We start from the raw sequence: 15,076 nt of genomic DNA on the forward strand, positions 1-15,076 counted from the left end.
GTTGGTCGAACCTACGTTGAGGTTGTACATACTAGTTGTTACAGTCGATTGGTGAACTCAAAGGACCAGCTGACGGGTGCGATGGCAGAGCTGTTGTGGGAGCGCGGTTATGCAGCGACGAGCCCACGCGACGTGATGACACGTGCCGGGGTTGGCCAGGGCAGCATGTATCACCATTTCAGTGGAAAGCACGAACTCGCGGTAGAGGCGCTGTCTGCAGTTACCCGAGAAATGACGGGCGAGTCATCTCCGTTGGGTGGAGAAGGCTCGCCCCTCGAACAGATGAAGCGCTACCTCTCATTGCCGCGGCCGGGTACTCGGGGGTGCCGGGTGGGTCGGATGACCCAGGACCCGGAAGTGGTCACGGATGCAGAACTGATCGCAGTCGTTGCGAATGCCTTCGACACCATGCTGAACCATTGGGAGCGGGCGATCACTGCCGCGATTGCTGCAGGAGAACTTCCGACGAGCATCGTCCCGGCGGATCTCGCGCGAACGCTGGCAGCCGTCCTGCAGGGCGGCTATGTACTTGCCCGCGCGCAGGGTGAACAGGGCCCGATGGATGCGGCGGTTCGTGGAGCCATTTCCCTGCTCGACGCCGCCCAGTCCGCTCTCCGCACCGATCACTGACCAACTCGAGAAAGAGAAATCAATGTCCGTTCGTATCGGAATCAACGGCTTCGGCCGTATCGGTCGCAGCTACCTGCGGGCTGCGCTACGCAGCGATGCGGATGTCGAGATCGTCGCGATCAACGACATCGCCGACGCCGCAACCCTCGCTTCGCTCCTGGAGTGGGACTCGGTGTCCGGTCATCTGGACGGCGTCGAGGTCGACGGGGACGCGATTCTCGTTGCAGGAAAGCGCATTCGCGTCACCTCTGAGCGCGAGCCGTCCCTCATCCCCTGGAGAGCCGAACGCGTCGATGTCGTCATAGAGTCGACCGGCCGATTCACGGACTCGGTCAACGCTCGCCAACACCTGACAGCGGGAGCGCGAAAGGTGATCATTTCGGCTCCCGCCGACAGTGATGTCCCTGCAGTTGTACTCGGAGTAAACGACGACGTCCTCGACATGTCGGAGGACGTATTCTCGAACGGATCCTGCACGACCAACTGCCTCGCACCGATGGTTAAGGTGCTGCACGAGGCGTTCGGCATCGAGTCCGGACTGATGACGACGATCCACGCCTACACCAGCGACCAGCGCCTCCACGATGCTCCTCACAGCGATCTCCGGCGCGCCCGCGCCGCGGCATTGTCTACGATCCCGACTTCCTCCGGCGCCGCCGCCACCATCGGGCGGATCATCCCAGAGCTGGACGGAAAATTGACCGGACTCTCGCTGCGCGTCCCCGTGCCAGTCGGTTCTATCACCGACCTCACTGCCCATCTCTCACGACCGGCGACTGTCGTGGAGATCAACGAAGCGTTTCGCGTCGCATCGCAGACTCCCGAACTCTCGTCTTACCTTGCCTATTCGGAGGCGCCACTTGTCTCTGCCGACATAGTCGGCAATCCCCACTCGGCAATCTTCGATGCGCCCCTCACACAGGTCGTCGGCGAACAAGTGAAGGTTTTCGCCTGGTACGACAACGAATGGGGATTCTCGAACCGGCTCGTCGAGCTTTCGCAGCGGGTTGGCTCATAGCGACCAGACGCAGGGGCGGAAGGCTTCGGTCGTGGAGGCTGTGCGATGAGAGCTGCTGTGCGATGAGAGCTGCTGTGCGATGAGAACTGCTGCCCCTTGGGAAACCCTCGCACGGACGATACCCAGGCATGGTGCCCGCAATATCGATCCGCCATCGTCTCGACTGGCCAAGGGCGTGGGATCGAGATGCGTTTTCAGTGCCCGCTCACAACTGCCGAACCTGATTGGCATCGCCAGAACCCAGGAAAGGTTCAGGACAAGCTGATGTGCACGTCCTGGTGGAGACACTCACCGAAGCGGATCGACAACCAGCCACTCCACCGTGCCACCGACATTCCATAGTGCATCGGGGTTGTCGAGCGAGGCCGCGTACGTTGCCGCAGCTTGGTCGCCGGCGATCTCACCGCTCTCGCCCGACGGCGGGTTGGGCTCGAGGAATTCGGAGGGGTGCGGCCCAGGCCATGCAGGCACGTCGAACGGGGAAATGCTGGTGTCGATGAGGCCAGGTCGATGCACGGTCACGCGGTCGGGAACTTGCTTGGTTTCCGCAGCCACGGCGATCCCTGGTCCTTCGGCAGCTTCGCCGTCGCCGCTACCGCAGCCTGCCACTGCAAGAACAAGTCCCGTGATTGCCACACCCACTATCGCATGACGTATCCGCACCGTTTTCTCCTAGCCGGGGCTGACCCCGTTCGAACTCCACTATTGCATCTCGCCAACTCCGCGGGATGCGTCTTTCGATAAATGTGGGAAACGCACTGAATGTGCTCGACAGGAGAATTGGATTGTACTGTGAGCCATGCCGACCCTGCTTCGACGTGCATTCAAGATCGGCGCGGTAGCGCTGGCAACGATTGTGGTGGCGGCCTACCTGTATGCGGCCTTCACTTATCGCAGCGCTGATGTCTTTGCGCCGCCAGGACGCATCGAGTCTCTCGGTCGGACCTATCTGATCAGTAATTTCCCGCCGCGCACTCGTGAAGACCTCGAACAGCGATACGCGCAAGGCCACCGTGAGCAGTACACCTTGGAACAAGTGAGTTCCGTATTTCCGTGGCGCGCTGTCTACCAGTGGCAGAACGACCAGATCCGCGGCCAGGCGACGTCGAGCGCGTACCTGAAATGGGGCGAGACGTACATCAGCTATTCGCTTTCGGGTGGCCCATGATTCTGCGTAGACCGAGTCGAACTCACATCGCTTCGTCTGCTGTCGCTCGTCGTGCTACTGATGCGCCGGACTGCGCTTGCCACCGTTCTTCGATGTGGCCGTACCGCCACACGAGGAGGGCGATCAGCCAGGTGACAACAAAGAGTCCGACGATGATGAAGCCCATCGCGCCGAGATCCAAGTTCCCGATGGCGCCGAGAATCCCGTCGTGAATGTCGAGTTTGTCGGTGAAGATCGAGATGATTTCCTGGGTCCCGATCAGCAGTGCCACTGCCACCGAGAGTCCGGTGATCACCATGTTGTAGTAGATCTTTCGTACCGGCTGGGCAAATGCCCAACCGTAAGCGAAGTTCATGAACGATCCGTCGATCGAGTCGAACAGAGACATCCCGGCGCAGAAGAGTATCGGTAGAACGAGGATCGAATACCACGGGAGCCCTGTCGCTGCCGCGCCGCCGGCGATCACCAACAGTCCCACTTCGGTGACGGTGTCGAATCCCAGTCCGAACAGTAGGCCGACCGGGTACATGTGCCAGGGCTTGCGAACCATCTTCATCACCGGGCCCAGGATCTTGTTGAGGGCGCCGCGGCTGTCGAGTTCCTTCTCGAGTTGTTCCTCGTCGAAGGTTCCGGCCTTGTACTTCGTGTACACCCGATGAATCCCGATGAGAGAGAAAAGATTCAGGAGGCCGATCAAGATCAGGAACGTTCCGGAAATGGTGGTGCCGAACAAGCCGGTCCACTTTTCCAGATCGGAGTTGTCGTCGGAAAGGCTGGTGGCAAGTTGCCGCACACCCAACGCCAGAAGTGCGACGAGAACAAAGACGATGGTGGAGTGTCCGAGTGAAAACCAGAAACCGACGGACATCGGTTTCTTGCCGTCCGCCACCAACTTCCGAGTGGTGTTGTCGATGGCGGCGATGTGATCGGCGTCGAAAGCATGGCGCATGCCGAGCGTGTACGCCGTGACACCGAGTCCGATGCCGAAGACACTGCCTTCGATCGTGTAGTGGCCGGGGACAACCAGACCGAGCAGAACTGCCCACCCGACGACGTTGAGTGCTACGACGGTGACGGTCATTCCGATGATGCTTCGACGCTGGCCTCGATCCAGACTGTGCCAAGCGCCGGCGATTCGGGTGCCCGTCGTGGTCATTGTCGTGGACATCGAACCTCACCGATCTTTCAGTCGCGGCCGGCGGCCACCCTACTGAAATCGTATAAGTGTTCAACTGTTCAGATAAGCGCCTGGAGGTTACAAATCACCCATCCGGGAGTAAAGCTGCTTTGCTCCCGGATGGGAATTGCTCAGGCAAACACGGTATTGACCAGCGCAACGTAGATCGTCGTTCCGACAACGATGCTCAGGACGGCATTCTTTCGCCACAGGTGCGCGGCGATCGTGGCACACACTGCAATCAGTTCGGGGAGGCCGTGAGACGGGGCGGTGATCGACACCCCTTTGAGTGAATACATCACGAGGATCAGCATGACGCCGGCCGGCATGTAGATGCCGAGGTAGCCGACCAGGGCGGAGGAGCGCAGCGGCATGAGCGCGGCGAAGGGGATTGCGCGCAGCGCGAAGGTGACCACGGCCATGACTGCGACCGCCGCAAAGATGTACGAGGTGTCAGGCATCGATCTTCGCCTTTCGTGAGTCGTAGACAAAGCGGCCGATCAGGAAGAGCACGAAGGCGCCCATTGCAATTGGCAGCATGTGATCCGGGGCTGCGAGCCGGGCGACCAGAGCGCAGGTGACCGCAGCGACCGGCACCGCGAATCCGTTTTGTGCGCGAATTGCCTCGATCGAGAGGACGACGAACAGTGCGGTCAGAGCGAAGTCGAGACCGACTATCGAATCTGGAATCCACTGTCCTGCCGTCGCGCCCAGGATCGCGCCACCGATCCAGTAGCCGTGGAGGTACAGCTGGGAGTAGACGATGACGCGTCCGGTGAGTGCCTTGGGATCGGCAGTTACCGACATCGCATAGGCCTCGTCGGTCAGCGCGAACATGCTGTAGAAGCGGGCGAAGGGGTTGCGAATCTTTTCCAGCGGAAAACTCAAGGCGTAGAACACATGTCGAAAGTTGACCAGCAGTGCGGTCAGAGCGACGTACGGCAGTGGTGTCATGGCCGCGACCATTCCGACGGCGAGAAACTCCAGCGATCCGGCGTAGATCAGCGAGGTGAAAGCGACTGCCCACCAAGGGTTGAGGCCCTGTTGGACCACAAGAACGCCCAGGGCTATCCCGAGTGGGAGCAGGCCGAATCCGACCGGCAGCGACAGTTGGAAGGCGTGCCGCCACGCCGGGGTTCGCGGCGAGAGTTCGACGGCAGGCGCGGCCGTCGACGATGCTGGTTCGATCACGACGCAAATCTATAACAAAGATCGAGGTGATCGATTGCTCAGAATGCCCACATATTGAACAGTGCGCAATAATAGTGCGATGGATGCCATGGATGACGCAATTTTGTTTCACCTCCGTCAGGACTCGAGTCTGACGAACACGGAATTGGCGGATCTGGTGGGTCTGACACCGTCCCCTTGCCTGCGCCGCGTGAAAAAGCTCGAAGCCGACGGAATCATCACCGGGTACCGCGCGATCGTCAGTCAGGAAGCGCTTGGCCGAGGATTTCAAGTGATCGTCACCGCCGAGATCGGAGTCAACGACCAGGCGACCATCGAGGACTTCGAATCCCAGGTCGCCGCCTTCGACGAAGTGATCGAATGTCGGCGGTTGTTCGGAATTCCCGACTACTTCATTCGGGTCGCGGTGAAAGATCTCGCGACGTACGAGAACTTCATGGTCACCAAGCTCAGCGGGCTTCCGGCTGTCTCGCGGGTGACATCGCTGATCACCATGAAGACCATCAAGAGTGTCGACTGATGCCCGGGCTCGGCTGAACCTTCACTAGGTGTCGGTGGTCGGCGTTAACGTCGGAACATGGGATACGAATTTCAAGTCACAGTAGATTCGGCACATCCGCACGAACAGGCGAAGTGGTGGGCCGCAGCACTCGGGTGGGCAGCGGAGCCCAGCGACGAAGACTTCATCAGGGGCCTCGTCGCTGCTGGTCACGCCAAGGAATCTGACACCACGACCTTCGAGGGAGTTCTCGTCTGGCGCGAAGGTGCAGCCATCAGCGATCCGGAGCATCCCGAACGTCCCCGCGTTCTGTTCCAACTGGTTCCGGAATCGAAGACGGTGAAGAACCGGCTCCATTTCGACATACGAGTGGGCGACAAGCGCGAGGATGTCGCAGCGCACCTCGAGACGGTGGGGGCGACGATCCTGCACCGGGGAGCGCAGGGGCCGAGCGTGTGGATCACGATGACCGATCCCGAAGGAAACGAGTTCTGCGTCAGCTAGCGGTACGAACTCGGAGTGTCGCCGGTCCATCGTTTGAAGGCCCGACGGAAGGCGCTGGGCTCGGAGAACCCCAATCGCGCCGAGAGTACTTCGACGGATTCTCCGCGCCGCAAACCAGCGATGGCTACGTCGCGGAGCACTTCCTCGCGTAGTTGATTCAGTGATGTTCCGTCACGCCGCAGCAGTCGACGCAGATGGGGAACGCTGATCGAGAGCATCTCGGCGATCTCCTCGGCCGTGGAGGTTCGCCCCTTCACCCCAAGTTCCAGGACCCGTCGCACCTGCGCCGACGCAGTGCTGTCGTAATCGCGTTCGGACATGAGCTGAATCGGAGATTCTCGGAGGTACTCCTCCAACGTCTCCTCGGTTTGGATGATCGGTGCGCGCATGGCCGAGTTGTCGAACTCCAGTGCCGCTCGCTGCGCGCCGAAGGTGACCGGCGCTCCGAAGATGTAGTCGTAGTCCTGCGCCAACCGCGCATCCGGTGCCGAGTACGGAAATTCGACTGCCCGAAGTCGGACGCGCTTTCCGATCAACCACGCGGAAAATCGGTGCAGCAAGATCAGGACAAAATCGGTTGTGACACGTTCTGCGACATCAGGTTCGGCGACGCCTTCGCGAGCGCGGACTGCGAAGCTCACCCGCGTGCTTTCCTCGCCCTTTTCGATCGCCAGTGGGGCCAGAGCCGGTAGCGCACGGATCACGTCGGACATTCGAGCGAACGCTGATCCGAGGTCGGGGCAATGGATCAACGTCAGGCAGATCAATCGGAAAGTGCCACGGGGGACCGGGGCGGATCCGAGGCCGAACAATTCGTCGTCGGTGATCTGCCAGGTGGTTTGAATGAAGGTGGTGACCTGAGTTGGGGTCAGCCGCGCGCGAGCGTCCGACAATGTCTCCAGGTCGATCCCAGCAGCTCGCAGTGCACCAGACAAATCGACGTCGTTGTCCGGCGAGAACGCGAGGTAGCGGTGGACGAATGCGGTCGGGATGGTCCGCGCTGTCATGGGTGCGCTGCTCCTTGGAGCAGGTGGAGACGGCGTGCAGCTTCGGAAAGAATGTGGTCCTGCTTGCAGAAGGCGAAGCGCACCAGGTGCTTCCAATCGTCGCGGTTGTCCGCGAACACGTCGACCGGTACGGCCGCGACGCCGATACGCTCGGGTAGGGCGCGACAGAAATCTCCCGCATCGGTTTCACCCAACGGTCTGATGTCGGCAAGGAGAAAGTACGTGCCGCCGCCGGAATGCACCGTGAAACCGGCCTCGGTCAGAGCTTTTCCGAGTACGTCCCGTTTGCCTTGCAAGCTCTGTCGAAGTTCGACGACCCACGGCTGTTCGTTGGTCAGCGCGTAGGCAACGGCCGGTTGGAATGGTGCACCGGCAACAAATGACATGAACTGCTTGGCGGCACGGACTCCGTCGATGAGTTCTCGGGGGCCGATCGCCCAGCCGGTCTTCCAGCCGGTGACATTGAAAGTCTTTGCGGCACTGGACACAGTGACGGTGCGCTCACGCATGCCCGGGAGCGACGCCATCGGTGTGTGGGTGAGGCCGTCGAAGACCAAGTGCTCGTAGACCTCGTCACTCAACACGATCAGGTCGCGTTCGCACGCGAGTTCGGCGATCGCTCGAAGTTCATGATCGGTGAATACGGTGCCGGTGGGGTTGTGAGGACTGTTGACGATCAGCATCTTCGTCTTGGCGGTGATCGCGCCGCGCAATGCATCGAGATCGACCGCGAATCCGTCTCCGGCGGCGACCAGCGGAACAGTCCGACGCACAGCGCCTGCCAATGCGACGGATGCAGCGTAGGAGTCGTAGTACGGCTCGATCAGCACTACTTCTTCGCCGGGTTCGACCAGTCCGAGAATTGCAGCACTGATCGCCTCGGTGGCGCCGACGGTGACCAGAACTTCGGAGTCGGGATCACTGTCGAGTCCGTAGCGGATGCGCCGATCCTCCGCGATGGCTTGGCGCAAGACGGGCATGCCCGGACCGGGCGGGTATTGATTGACGCCTTCGGCGATGGCTCGACGCGCTACTTCGAGCATGGCCGCAGGACCGTCGGTATCCGGAAAGCCCTGACCGAGGTTGACCGCGTCGTGAAGTGTGGCCAACGCTGTCATCTCGGCGAAGATCGTGGATGCGAACGGCTGCAGACGCGAGACGGTGCGGTTGCGGGGCGTCGAAGGCATCTTTGCAGCTTAGTCGGCTGACACCGCATCCTCACATCCGCTCGGACGCGGTGCTTGTCACGTTTGAATCGCCGCCATCGTCCAACTCTGTAGAGAGCATCGAATCCGGTGCCCCAGAACATACGGAGGCTTGCCATGACTCGCATTCCCGCAGTGACACCGTCAGAAGCCAGTCCGTTGATCAAAGTGGCATACAAATTCGCCGCCAGGCAGTACGACGAAGTCCCCGAGCCCTTTGCCGTCCTGGCCAACCATCGGAAATTGTTCGTCGCGGCGGCCCGTCACGAGATGGCCGTGCAGAAGGCGTCGAAGGTGCTGCCGTCGAACATTCGTGAACTGGCCGTCTATCGCGTCGCCTGGACTGTCGGCTGCTCGTGGTGTGTCGACTTCGGGACGATGCTCTCGCGCCTGGACGGTTTGGACATCGACAAGCTGAAAGGGATCGCGAATTACCGGGATTCGCCGAAGTACAGCGAGGACGAGCGGGCCGCGATCGCCTACGCCGATGCCATGACCGGTGACCCGCACGGGGAGAACGGGGTGACGGACGAGCAGGTCGCGGATCTCGAGCGCAGGTTCGGGCGAGCGGGCGTCGTGGAACTGACCTATCAGATCGGGCTCGAAAACATGCGCGCCCGGATGTATTCGGCGTTGGGTATCACCGAGCAAGGGTTCAGCACCGACTCCTGCCGCGTGCCCTGGGCCGAAGAATGATGCGCTGACTCGTCTACGGCAACTATCGACAATGCTCCGCAGATACGTGATCATGATTGACTAGTTCACGCATCTGCGGAGTATTTCGGCTTGTTAGGTCCGCACTTGCGACCTACGATCACCTGGTGCCCAACATTCGAATCCGCGAAGCTGCCGGTCTGCTCGGTGTCAGTGACGACACCGTTCGACGGTGGGTCGACGGTGGGCTTCTCACCGCGACGACGGACGACTCCGGCCGCAAGGTCATCGACGGCGCCGAGTTGGCGGGCTTCGCCCGGTCCAACGCCGGACCCGCACCCGCCGATCCGCTCACGGGTGCGAGTTCGGCCCGCAACCGGTTCGCCGGCCTCGTCACCAAGGTCGTCACCGACAAGGTGATGGCCCAGGTCGAAATGCAGTGTGGGCCCTTCACTGTCGTCTCGTTGATGAGTACCGACGCGGTTCGGGAGCTCGGACTCGAGGTCGGGAGTATCGGAGTCGCAATCGTGAAGGCCACCACGGTCATCGTGGAAACGCCGTAGTTCTGAACATACTGGAGGAAATTCGTGAAGCGTGTAGTCGGACTTGTTGCAGCAGGTGCCTTTTCGCTTGCCCTGGTGACCGGTTGTAGTTCCTCCGACAATTCGTCGTCGGAGACGTCGTCGGCCGCTCCGACCACGACCACTTCCAGTGACAGTGCCACGGGAAGCATCACCGTCTTCGCGGCGGCGTCACTCAAGAACAGCTTCACCGAACTCGGCAAGGAGTTCGAGTCCGAGAACCCCGGTTCATCGGTCACATTCAGCTTTGCCGGGTCCTCGGATCTCGTCGCCCAGATCACCCAGGGCGCACCGGCTGACGTGTTCGCCTCGGCTGACGCCGCCAACATGACCAAGGCCACCGATGCCGGTGTCGTCGCGGGGTCGCCCTCGGATTTCGCGAGCAATACCTTGACGATCGTTGTACCGCCTGGCAATCCGAAGGGCATCGCGTCCTTCGCAGATCTGGCAAAGGAGGGGACACAACTGGTGATCTGCGCTCCGCAGGTCCCGTGCGGCTCGGCTACGAAGAAGGTCGAGACGGCCACAGGTGAGACCCTCTCGCCCGTCAGTGAGGAATCGTCGGTGACGGACGTTCTCAACAAGGTGACGTCCGGGCAGGCCGATGCCGGCATCGTTTACGTCACCGACGCGAAGTCCGCGGGTGACAAGGTGCAGACGGTCGCGTTCCCGGAAGCCACCACGGTGGTCAACCTGTACCGGATTGCGGTGCTGAAGGATTCGAAGAATTCGGGAACGGCAACCAAATTCGTCGATCTCGTGAAGGGGCCCAAGGGCCTGGCAGTTCTGAGTGACGCGGGATTCGCTGCCCCGTGACACACCTAAGACCGGCAGTCCGGGCTCCGCTCGGGTTGCCGGTATGGATTTACCTTCCGGCGCTGATCGGCGGAGCGTTTGTCATCGCGCCCTTGGCGGCGATGCTGGCCACCGTGCAGTGGTCGCAGTTCTGGGAACTCGTGACTTCCGAATCGTCGGTTGCCGCGTTGAAACTGAGTTTGAAGACAGCGGCAATGAGCACGCTGCTGTGCATCCTGTTCGGGGTACCGATGGCCGCGGTATTGGCGCGCAGTCATTTTCGGGGACTGTCCGTTCTTCGATCGTTGATTCTGCTCCCGCTGGTTCTGCCGCCCGTGGTGGGCGGTATCGCGTTGCTGTACACGTTCGGGCGCAAAGGGTTGATCGGTGAGCAGTTGGAAGTGCTCGGCATCCAGATAGCATTCTCGACAACCGCGGTGGTCCTGGCGCAGACGTTTGTTGCGCTACCGTTCCTCGTCGTCAGCCTCGAAGGTGCACTACGCACTGCGGGTACAAGATACGAGGCCGTTGCCTCGACGCTCGGAGCCCGCCCGACCACCGTGCTTCGCCGGGTGACTCTGCCGCTGGTGCTTCCCGGTCTGGTGTCAGGGGCAGTTCTGGCTTTCGCTCGAGCGCTGGGGGAATTCGGTGCGACGCTGACCTTCGCGGGAAGTCTGCAAGGGGTGACGCGTACCCTGCCGCTGGAAATCTATCTCCAGCGTGAGACCGATCCGGATGCAGCGGTGGCGCTTTCGCTGGTGCTGGTTGTAGTCGCGGTGGTCATCGTGGTTGCGGTGCGTGGACGCGGATCGGCGGGTTCGTTGTGAGTGGCCTCCACGTCGACATCGAGATTCCGGAGCGCGACGTCGTTGCGACGTTCGACGTAGCGGCGGGCGAGGTGACCGCCATCCTCGGGCCGAACGGCGCCGGCAAGTCGACGGTACTGGCGGCGGTTGCCGGACTGCATCATCCGCGGCGCGGGTTGATCGAACTCAATTCCCGCGTTCTCACCGATACCCGTAGGGGAGTCGTGTTGGCACCCCATCGGCGCGGCACTGCCCTACTCGCGCAAGAGGCACTTCTCTTTCCCCATCTCAGTGCGGCTGCGAACGTGGCGTTCGCGCCGCGCAGTGCAGGGCGGTCGCGTCGCGATTCCGCCGAGTCCGCGCGCCATTGGCTGGAGGCAGTCGACGCCGGCGATTTGGCTGACCGCAAGCCTTCACAACTCTCCGGTGGCCAAGCGCAACGGGTTGCAGTGGCGAGGGCATTGGCTGCTGAACCCGAACTGCTTCTACTCGACGAACCGATGTCCGCGCTCGATGTCGCCTCCGCCCCCGCGCTGCGGTCGTTACTGCGCCGAGTGCTCAGGACCGGCGATCGCACTGCCGTACTCGTCACGCACGACGCTCTGGACGCACTGGCGCTGGCCGACACGGTTGTCGTCATGGACGGTGGCCGGGTCGTCGAACGTGGTGACGTACGAACAGTTCTGACCCGCCCGCGTAGTGCATTCGCAGCACGCATCGCCGGGATCAACTTGCGCAGCGGCACGATGGCCGGAGACGGAGTGCTCAGAAGTCCGGTCGGGGTGGATATCGCGGGCCAGACGGAGACCGACCTACCGGCCGGCAGTGCCGCCGTGGCGGTCTTCGAGCCGCGAGCAGTGTCGGTCTTCCTGGATCCGCCGCACGGCAGCCCACGAAATGCGTTTGCAGTCACGATCGCGGAGATCGAAAACCGAGGCGATGTCGTCCGAGTCCGAGCCGAGGACGAAGCCGGCCAGCCGGGCTTGTCTGCCGACATCACGGCGAGCGCAGCGGCCGAACTCGATCTGGTTCCGGGATCGGCCGCTACGTTTGTGGTCAAGGCCACCGAGACGCTGATCTATGCGCAGGGCGCAGGCTCGTAGACGTCCTCTACGACCGAATCCGCATAGAGGGCTGCAATTTCGGACGCGTACTTCTCGGCTATCGGCTTGCGCCTGAGCTTCATCGTCGGTGTCAGCTCGTCGCCGCCTGGCTCCCAGAACGTGGTGAGTACGTGAAACCGCTTGATCTGCTCGGCCCTCGACAGACGCGAGTTTCCCTCGGCGACAGCAGTTGCAACGACGTCGACGATCCGAGCGTCCTTGGCGAGTACCGCGGCCTCGGCCGCAAGTCCCAGTGAGCGTGCCGCTCCGACCGCGGCGTCGGCGCTGAGTGTGATCAACGCTGTGTTGAACTTTCGGCCGTCTCCGATCGTCACGACCTCACCGATCAACGACGACGACGTCTTCACTGCCGTCTCGATGGCGGCCGGTGACATGTTCTTTCCCGACGCGTTGATGATCAACTCCTTCTTACGATCGATCACCGTGAGGTAGCCGTCCGCGTCGGCGGTGACGACATCTCCGGTCGAGAGCCACCCGTCTGCACTGATCGCTTCGGCCGTTTTTGCCGGTTCGCCGCGGTACCCCTTCATGACCAACGGGCCTCGAACCAGTAGCTCGCCGTCCGCCTCGATGCGCATTTCCATGCCTGGGAGTAACTTTCCGACCGTTCCGAGCTTGGTCGGCTCGGCCGGCGCGGTGCTCGCGATGCATGTCAGCTCGGACATTCCCCAGATCTCCGAGATCGGAACTCCCAGGGCTGCAAAGAATGCCAACGTGTCCGGCGGAATCGGTGCGGCGCCAGAGATGGCCCACTTCAGTTCGGCAAAGCCGAGTTTCGCACGCAGAGCGGACAGGACCATCGTATCGGCTCGGGCGTAGTCCGCTTCCAGTTCGGCGGGGACTGTTTCACCGGCTCGTAAGTGCGCGAGACGAGTGCGACCGACGTCGAGTGCCCACTGCAACGCCGCTCGCCGCGCGTCGTCCGGTTCGTTGGCGACAGCCGATTCGACTGCAACTTTCAGCTTTTCCCACACACGGGGGACGCTGCCCCAGATCGTGGGGCGACAGTCCGGAAGCGCGGCCGCTACCTGGCTCGGATCCGGTACGACAGTGATCTGGGTGCCGAACACCATTTGCATGTACAGGCAGGTGAGCCGATCGGCGATGTGCGCCGACGGCATGTACGAGGTGATGCGGTCGCCGAATTCGACGGGGAGTACAGCGCTTACGGCGTTGGTTTCGAACAACAGGCATGCATGAGTCGTCTCGACGCCCTTGGGGTTGCCGGTCGTGCCGGAGGTGTAGATCAACGTGGCGACGTCGTTCGGTTTCACCGCACGCCAGGTGCCCTCGAAATCGAAATCCGATGCGGCAGAATTCTTCATCTGCTCCAGGGTCACGGTGCCGGGCTGGTGGACATGCGATGGCGCGTCGACGACGACGATCGTCTCGAGTGTGGCGCCTGAGCGGCGGACCGTATCCGCGTACCGGTCTTCGCAGACGAGAACCCGTGCACCGGAATTGGCGAGGATGTAACGGATGGCTTCGGGTGCCGACGTGTTGTAGATGGAGAAGGACGTCGCGCCGAGATGTTGGGCACCGACGTCGATCGGATAGAACTCGATGCGGTTACTCATCATCAAGGCAACCGTATCGCCGTGTCCCACGCCGATTCCGGCCAATCCCGCGGCAACCTCGCGGACCTGTTCGGCGTACTCGCGCCACGTCAGTGTTCGCGCATCGCCGATGTCTCGCAGGGCCACCGCGTCGGGCGCTACCGCCGACACTCGCTGGAAGGCTGCACACAACGTGGTCATGATGTTCTCCTGGATGCCTTTGTCAGGGCTGATGCATTCGTCGGGGCCGCAGCGGTGGTTCTGTCTTCGAGTTCGCGGATCAGGTCGTGTGCCTGTTTGTCCCTGGCCAGATAGCCGTCGGCCAGGACATTGATGAATCCGCGTCCCCACGCCCAGGGTTCCCAGGCAGCGGGGGCAAGGGTCCGCGCGGCGCGGCGCGCGATCGCGTCTGCGATCACCGTGGCGGCACGGTCTGGGGAGATTCGATGACGGAGGGGACCGGGTAGTCGAGCGTCGAGTTTGCGCCCGATCTCGTCGTCGTCGAGTGTGGCGCGTGCAAGTTGTGTATCCACCATCCCGAAGTACGCGATGCCGGCAGTGGCGCCGTAACCGGCAACCTCGAGACGCAGCGCCCGGCCGAGCGCTTCGACCCCAGCCTTGCTGATCATGTACGAAGCGCCGCCCAAACCGGGGGCGAACGACGCCGCCGATGACACGACGACGATGTGCCCACTGTTGCGGATCACCTCGTCGATGGTCGGATGCACTGTGTTGAAGACGCCGGTGAGATTGACGTCGAGCACGCGATCGAATGCGTCGGGATCGATCTGGCGCAATGTTGCCGGGGGAGGGGTGATTCCGGCGTTGGCCACCACGACGTCGATTCTGCCCAGCTGCTCGATGATCGTTTGCACGGCTGCGGTCATGCCGTCCCGATCTCGGACATCGGCCGTCACCGTCACGACTCGCTGTGACTCGAATGAGCGCTCGGCCGTTGCCAATGAACTTTCGTTGACGTCGACCAGCGCCACGGTGGCCCCACGCCGGTGGAGAGTGCGCGCCAGCGCGGAACCGATACCGTCGCCTCCGCCGGTGATCAGCACGACCTTTCCGGCGACGTCGTAGTCGATTCGGCGTCCGGGCAGTGGAATGCCCAGATCGCGGACTGTTCCCGCAATTGCGGACATGCGTCCCGTCATT

General features: G+C 62.0%; 18 protein-coding genes. 10 read left to right on the top strand and 8 right to left on the bottom strand.

All coding sequences use genetic code 11. The features are described from left to right. Positions 1–51 precede the first annotated feature (51 nt). Both QMA15_RS00990 and gap read left to right on the top strand, forming a co-directional pair. Positions 52–630, top strand: coding sequence for a TetR/AcrR family transcriptional regulator (locus tag QMA15_RS00990; protein WP_081328939.1), 579 nt, complete (start codon positions 52–54; stop codon positions 628–630). Between the two features lie 22 nt (positions 631–652). Beyond that, positions 653–1,648 (top strand): type I glyceraldehyde-3-phosphate dehydrogenase, encoded by a 996-nt coding sequence (gene gap / locus QMA15_RS00995; RefSeq protein WP_047889893.1) that lies wholly within the window; start codon positions 653–655, stop codon positions 1,646–1,648. A gap of 288 nt (positions 1,649–1,936) precedes the next feature. On the opposite strand, the gene QMA15_RS01000 is transcribed toward gap, so the two are convergent. After that, positions 1,937–2,311 (bottom strand): hypothetical protein, encoded by a 375-nt coding sequence (locus tag QMA15_RS01000; RefSeq protein WP_211917445.1) that lies wholly within the window; start codon positions 2,309–2,311, stop codon positions 1,937–1,939. Positions 2,312–2,447: 136 nt separating this feature from the next. Between QMA15_RS01000 and QMA15_RS01005 the strand changes: the two genes are divergently transcribed. Next, on the top strand, positions 2,448–2,816 hold the full coding sequence (locus QMA15_RS01005; RefSeq protein WP_042952746.1) for a hypothetical protein: 369 nt from the start codon (positions 2,448–2,450) through the stop codon (positions 2,814–2,816). A 22-nt stretch (positions 2,817–2,838) separates the two neighbouring features. Here the strand turns inward: QMA15_RS01005 and QMA15_RS01010 are convergent, their stop codons facing one another. The 3 genes from QMA15_RS01010 to QMA15_RS01020 form a co-directional block, all read right to left on the bottom strand. Further along, entirely contained in the window at positions 2,839–3,984 is a 1,146-nt protein-coding gene (locus tag QMA15_RS01010; RefSeq protein WP_084325183.1) for a HoxN/HupN/NixA family nickel/cobalt transporter, read from the bottom strand. Positions 3,985–4,124: 140 nt separating this feature from the next. Then, positions 4,125–4,454 carry an AzlD domain-containing protein gene (locus QMA15_RS01015; RefSeq protein ID WP_003940007.1) on the bottom strand — a complete coding sequence of 110 codons (330 nt, stop codon included), beginning with the start codon at positions 4,452–4,454 and terminating at the stop codon, positions 4,125–4,127. Further along, entirely contained in the window at positions 4,447–5,184 is a 738-nt protein-coding gene (locus QMA15_RS01020; RefSeq protein WP_020970518.1) for an AzlC family ABC transporter permease, read from the bottom strand. Before QMA15_RS01020 ends, QMA15_RS01015 begins: the two co-directional genes overlap by 8 nt. A gap of 79 nt (positions 5,185–5,263) precedes the next feature. Between QMA15_RS01020 and QMA15_RS01025 the strand changes: the two genes are divergently transcribed. Together QMA15_RS01025 and QMA15_RS01030 are read left to right on the top strand one after the other, a co-directional pair. Beyond that, positions 5,264–5,704, top strand: coding sequence for an Lrp/AsnC family transcriptional regulator (locus tag QMA15_RS01025; protein ID WP_020970517.1), 441 nt, complete (start codon positions 5,264–5,266; stop codon positions 5,702–5,704). A 57-nt stretch (positions 5,705–5,761) separates the two neighbouring features. Beyond that, on the top strand, positions 5,762–6,187 hold the full coding sequence (locus tag QMA15_RS01030) for a VOC family protein (protein ID WP_003940409.1): 426 nt from the start codon (positions 5,762–5,764) through the stop codon (positions 6,185–6,187). Here the strand turns inward: QMA15_RS01030 and QMA15_RS01035 are convergent. Together QMA15_RS01035 and QMA15_RS01040 are read right to left on the bottom strand one after the other, a co-directional pair. Then, a complete protein-coding gene (locus QMA15_RS01035; RefSeq protein WP_019744973.1) occupies positions 6,184–7,194 on the bottom strand; it encodes an AraC family transcriptional regulator in 1,011 nt (336 codons plus the stop codon). The two genes, QMA15_RS01030 and QMA15_RS01035, sit on opposite strands and share 4 nt — an antisense overlap. Next, on the bottom strand, positions 7,191–8,381 hold the full coding sequence (locus tag QMA15_RS01040) for a pyridoxal phosphate-dependent aminotransferase (protein ID WP_021332189.1): 1,191 nt from the start codon (positions 8,379–8,381) through the stop codon (positions 7,191–7,193). Before QMA15_RS01040 ends, QMA15_RS01035 begins: the two co-directional genes overlap by 4 nt. Positions 8,382–8,516: 135 nt before the next feature. Between QMA15_RS01040 and QMA15_RS01045 the strand changes: the two genes are divergently transcribed. The 5 genes from QMA15_RS01045 to QMA15_RS01065 all read left to right on the top strand — a co-directional run bounded on the left by QMA15_RS01045 (position 8,517) and on the right by QMA15_RS01065 (position 12,338). Further along, positions 8,517–9,095: a carboxymuconolactone decarboxylase family protein gene (locus QMA15_RS01045; protein WP_020908828.1), complete on the top strand. Its 579-nt coding sequence runs from the start codon at positions 8,517–8,519 to the stop codon at positions 9,093–9,095. Between the two features lie 125 nt (positions 9,096–9,220). Continuing rightward, positions 9,221–9,616 carry a TOBE domain-containing protein gene (locus QMA15_RS01050; protein ID WP_003940157.1) on the top strand — a complete coding sequence of 132 codons (396 nt, stop codon included), beginning with the start codon at positions 9,221–9,223 and terminating at the stop codon, positions 9,614–9,616. Between the two features lie 24 nt (positions 9,617–9,640). Next, positions 9,641–10,450, top strand: coding sequence for a molybdate ABC transporter substrate-binding protein (gene modA / locus QMA15_RS01055; RefSeq protein ID WP_279163598.1), 810 nt, complete (start codon positions 9,641–9,643; stop codon positions 10,448–10,450). Continuing rightward, complete coding sequence (locus QMA15_RS01060) at positions 10,447–11,256, top strand: ABC transporter permease (RefSeq protein ID WP_020970514.1); 810 nt, start codon at positions 10,447–10,449, stop codon at positions 11,254–11,256. Before modA ends, QMA15_RS01060 begins: the two co-directional genes overlap by 4 nt. Next, positions 11,253–12,338, top strand: coding sequence for an ATP-binding cassette domain-containing protein (locus QMA15_RS01065; protein ID WP_279163599.1), 1,086 nt, complete (start codon positions 11,253–11,255; stop codon positions 12,336–12,338). Before QMA15_RS01060 ends, QMA15_RS01065 begins: the two co-directional genes overlap by 4 nt. Here the strand turns inward: QMA15_RS01065 and fadD11 are convergent. Both fadD11 and QMA15_RS01075 read right to left on the bottom strand, forming a co-directional pair. After that, positions 12,314–14,116 carry a fatty acid--CoA ligase FadD11 gene (gene fadD11 / locus QMA15_RS01070; protein WP_279163600.1) on the bottom strand — a complete coding sequence of 601 codons (1,803 nt, stop codon included), beginning with the start codon at positions 14,114–14,116 and terminating at the stop codon, positions 12,314–12,316. The genes QMA15_RS01065 and fadD11 overlap by 25 nt on opposite strands. After that, positions 14,113–15,075, bottom strand: a complete 963-nt coding sequence (locus QMA15_RS01075; RefSeq protein WP_046379079.1) for an SDR family oxidoreductase — start codon at positions 15,073–15,075, stop codon at positions 14,113–14,115. Before QMA15_RS01075 ends, fadD11 begins: the two co-directional genes overlap by 4 nt. Position 15,076 lies beyond the last annotated feature (1 nt).

Origin of the sequence: Rhodococcus sp. APC 3903, assembly GCF_030407755.1 — a bacterium.
Classification (GTDB): domain Bacteria; phylum Actinomycetota; class Actinomycetes; order Mycobacteriales; family Mycobacteriaceae; genus Rhodococcus_F; species Rhodococcus_F erythropolis.

What these genes read in the sequence shown, in the direction of transcription:
- gap (WP_047889893.1), top strand. Translation starts at nt 653, where the DNA reads ATGTCCGTTCGTATCGGAATCAACGGCTTCGGCCGTATCGGTCGCAGC.
- QMA15_RS01005 (WP_042952746.1), top strand. Translation starts at nt 2,448, where the DNA reads ATGCCGACCCTGCTTCGACGTGCATTCAAGATCGGCGCGGTAGCGCTG.
- QMA15_RS01010 (WP_084325183.1), bottom strand. Translation starts at nt 3,984, where the DNA reads ATGTCCACGACAATGACCACGACGGGCACCCGAATCGCCGGCGCTTGG.
- QMA15_RS01015 (WP_003940007.1), bottom strand. Translation starts at nt 4,454, where the DNA reads ATGCCTGACACCTCGTACATCTTTGCGGCGGTCGCAGTCATGGCCGTG.
- QMA15_RS01025 (WP_020970517.1), top strand. Translation starts at nt 5,264, where the DNA reads ATGGATGCCATGGATGACGCAATTTTGTTTCACCTCCGTCAGGACTCG.
- QMA15_RS01030 (WP_003940409.1), top strand. Translation starts at nt 5,762, where the DNA reads ATGGGATACGAATTTCAAGTCACAGTAGATTCGGCACATCCGCACGAA.
- QMA15_RS01035 (WP_019744973.1), bottom strand. Translation starts at nt 7,194, where the DNA reads ATGACAGCGCGGACCATCCCGACCGCATTCGTCCACCGCTACCTCGCG.
- QMA15_RS01040 (WP_021332189.1), bottom strand. Translation starts at nt 8,381, where the DNA reads ATGCCTTCGACGCCCCGCAACCGCACCGTCTCGCGTCTGCAGCCGTTC.
- QMA15_RS01045 (WP_020908828.1), top strand. Translation starts at nt 8,517, where the DNA reads ATGACTCGCATTCCCGCAGTGACACCGTCAGAAGCCAGTCCGTTGATC.
- fadD11 (WP_279163600.1), bottom strand. Translation starts at nt 14,116, where the DNA reads ATGACCACGTTGTGTGCAGCCTTCCAGCGAGTGTCGGCGGTAGCGCCC.
- QMA15_RS01075 (WP_046379079.1), bottom strand. Translation starts at nt 15,075, where the DNA reads ATGACGGGACGCATGTCCGCAATTGCGGGAACAGTCCGCGATCTGGGC.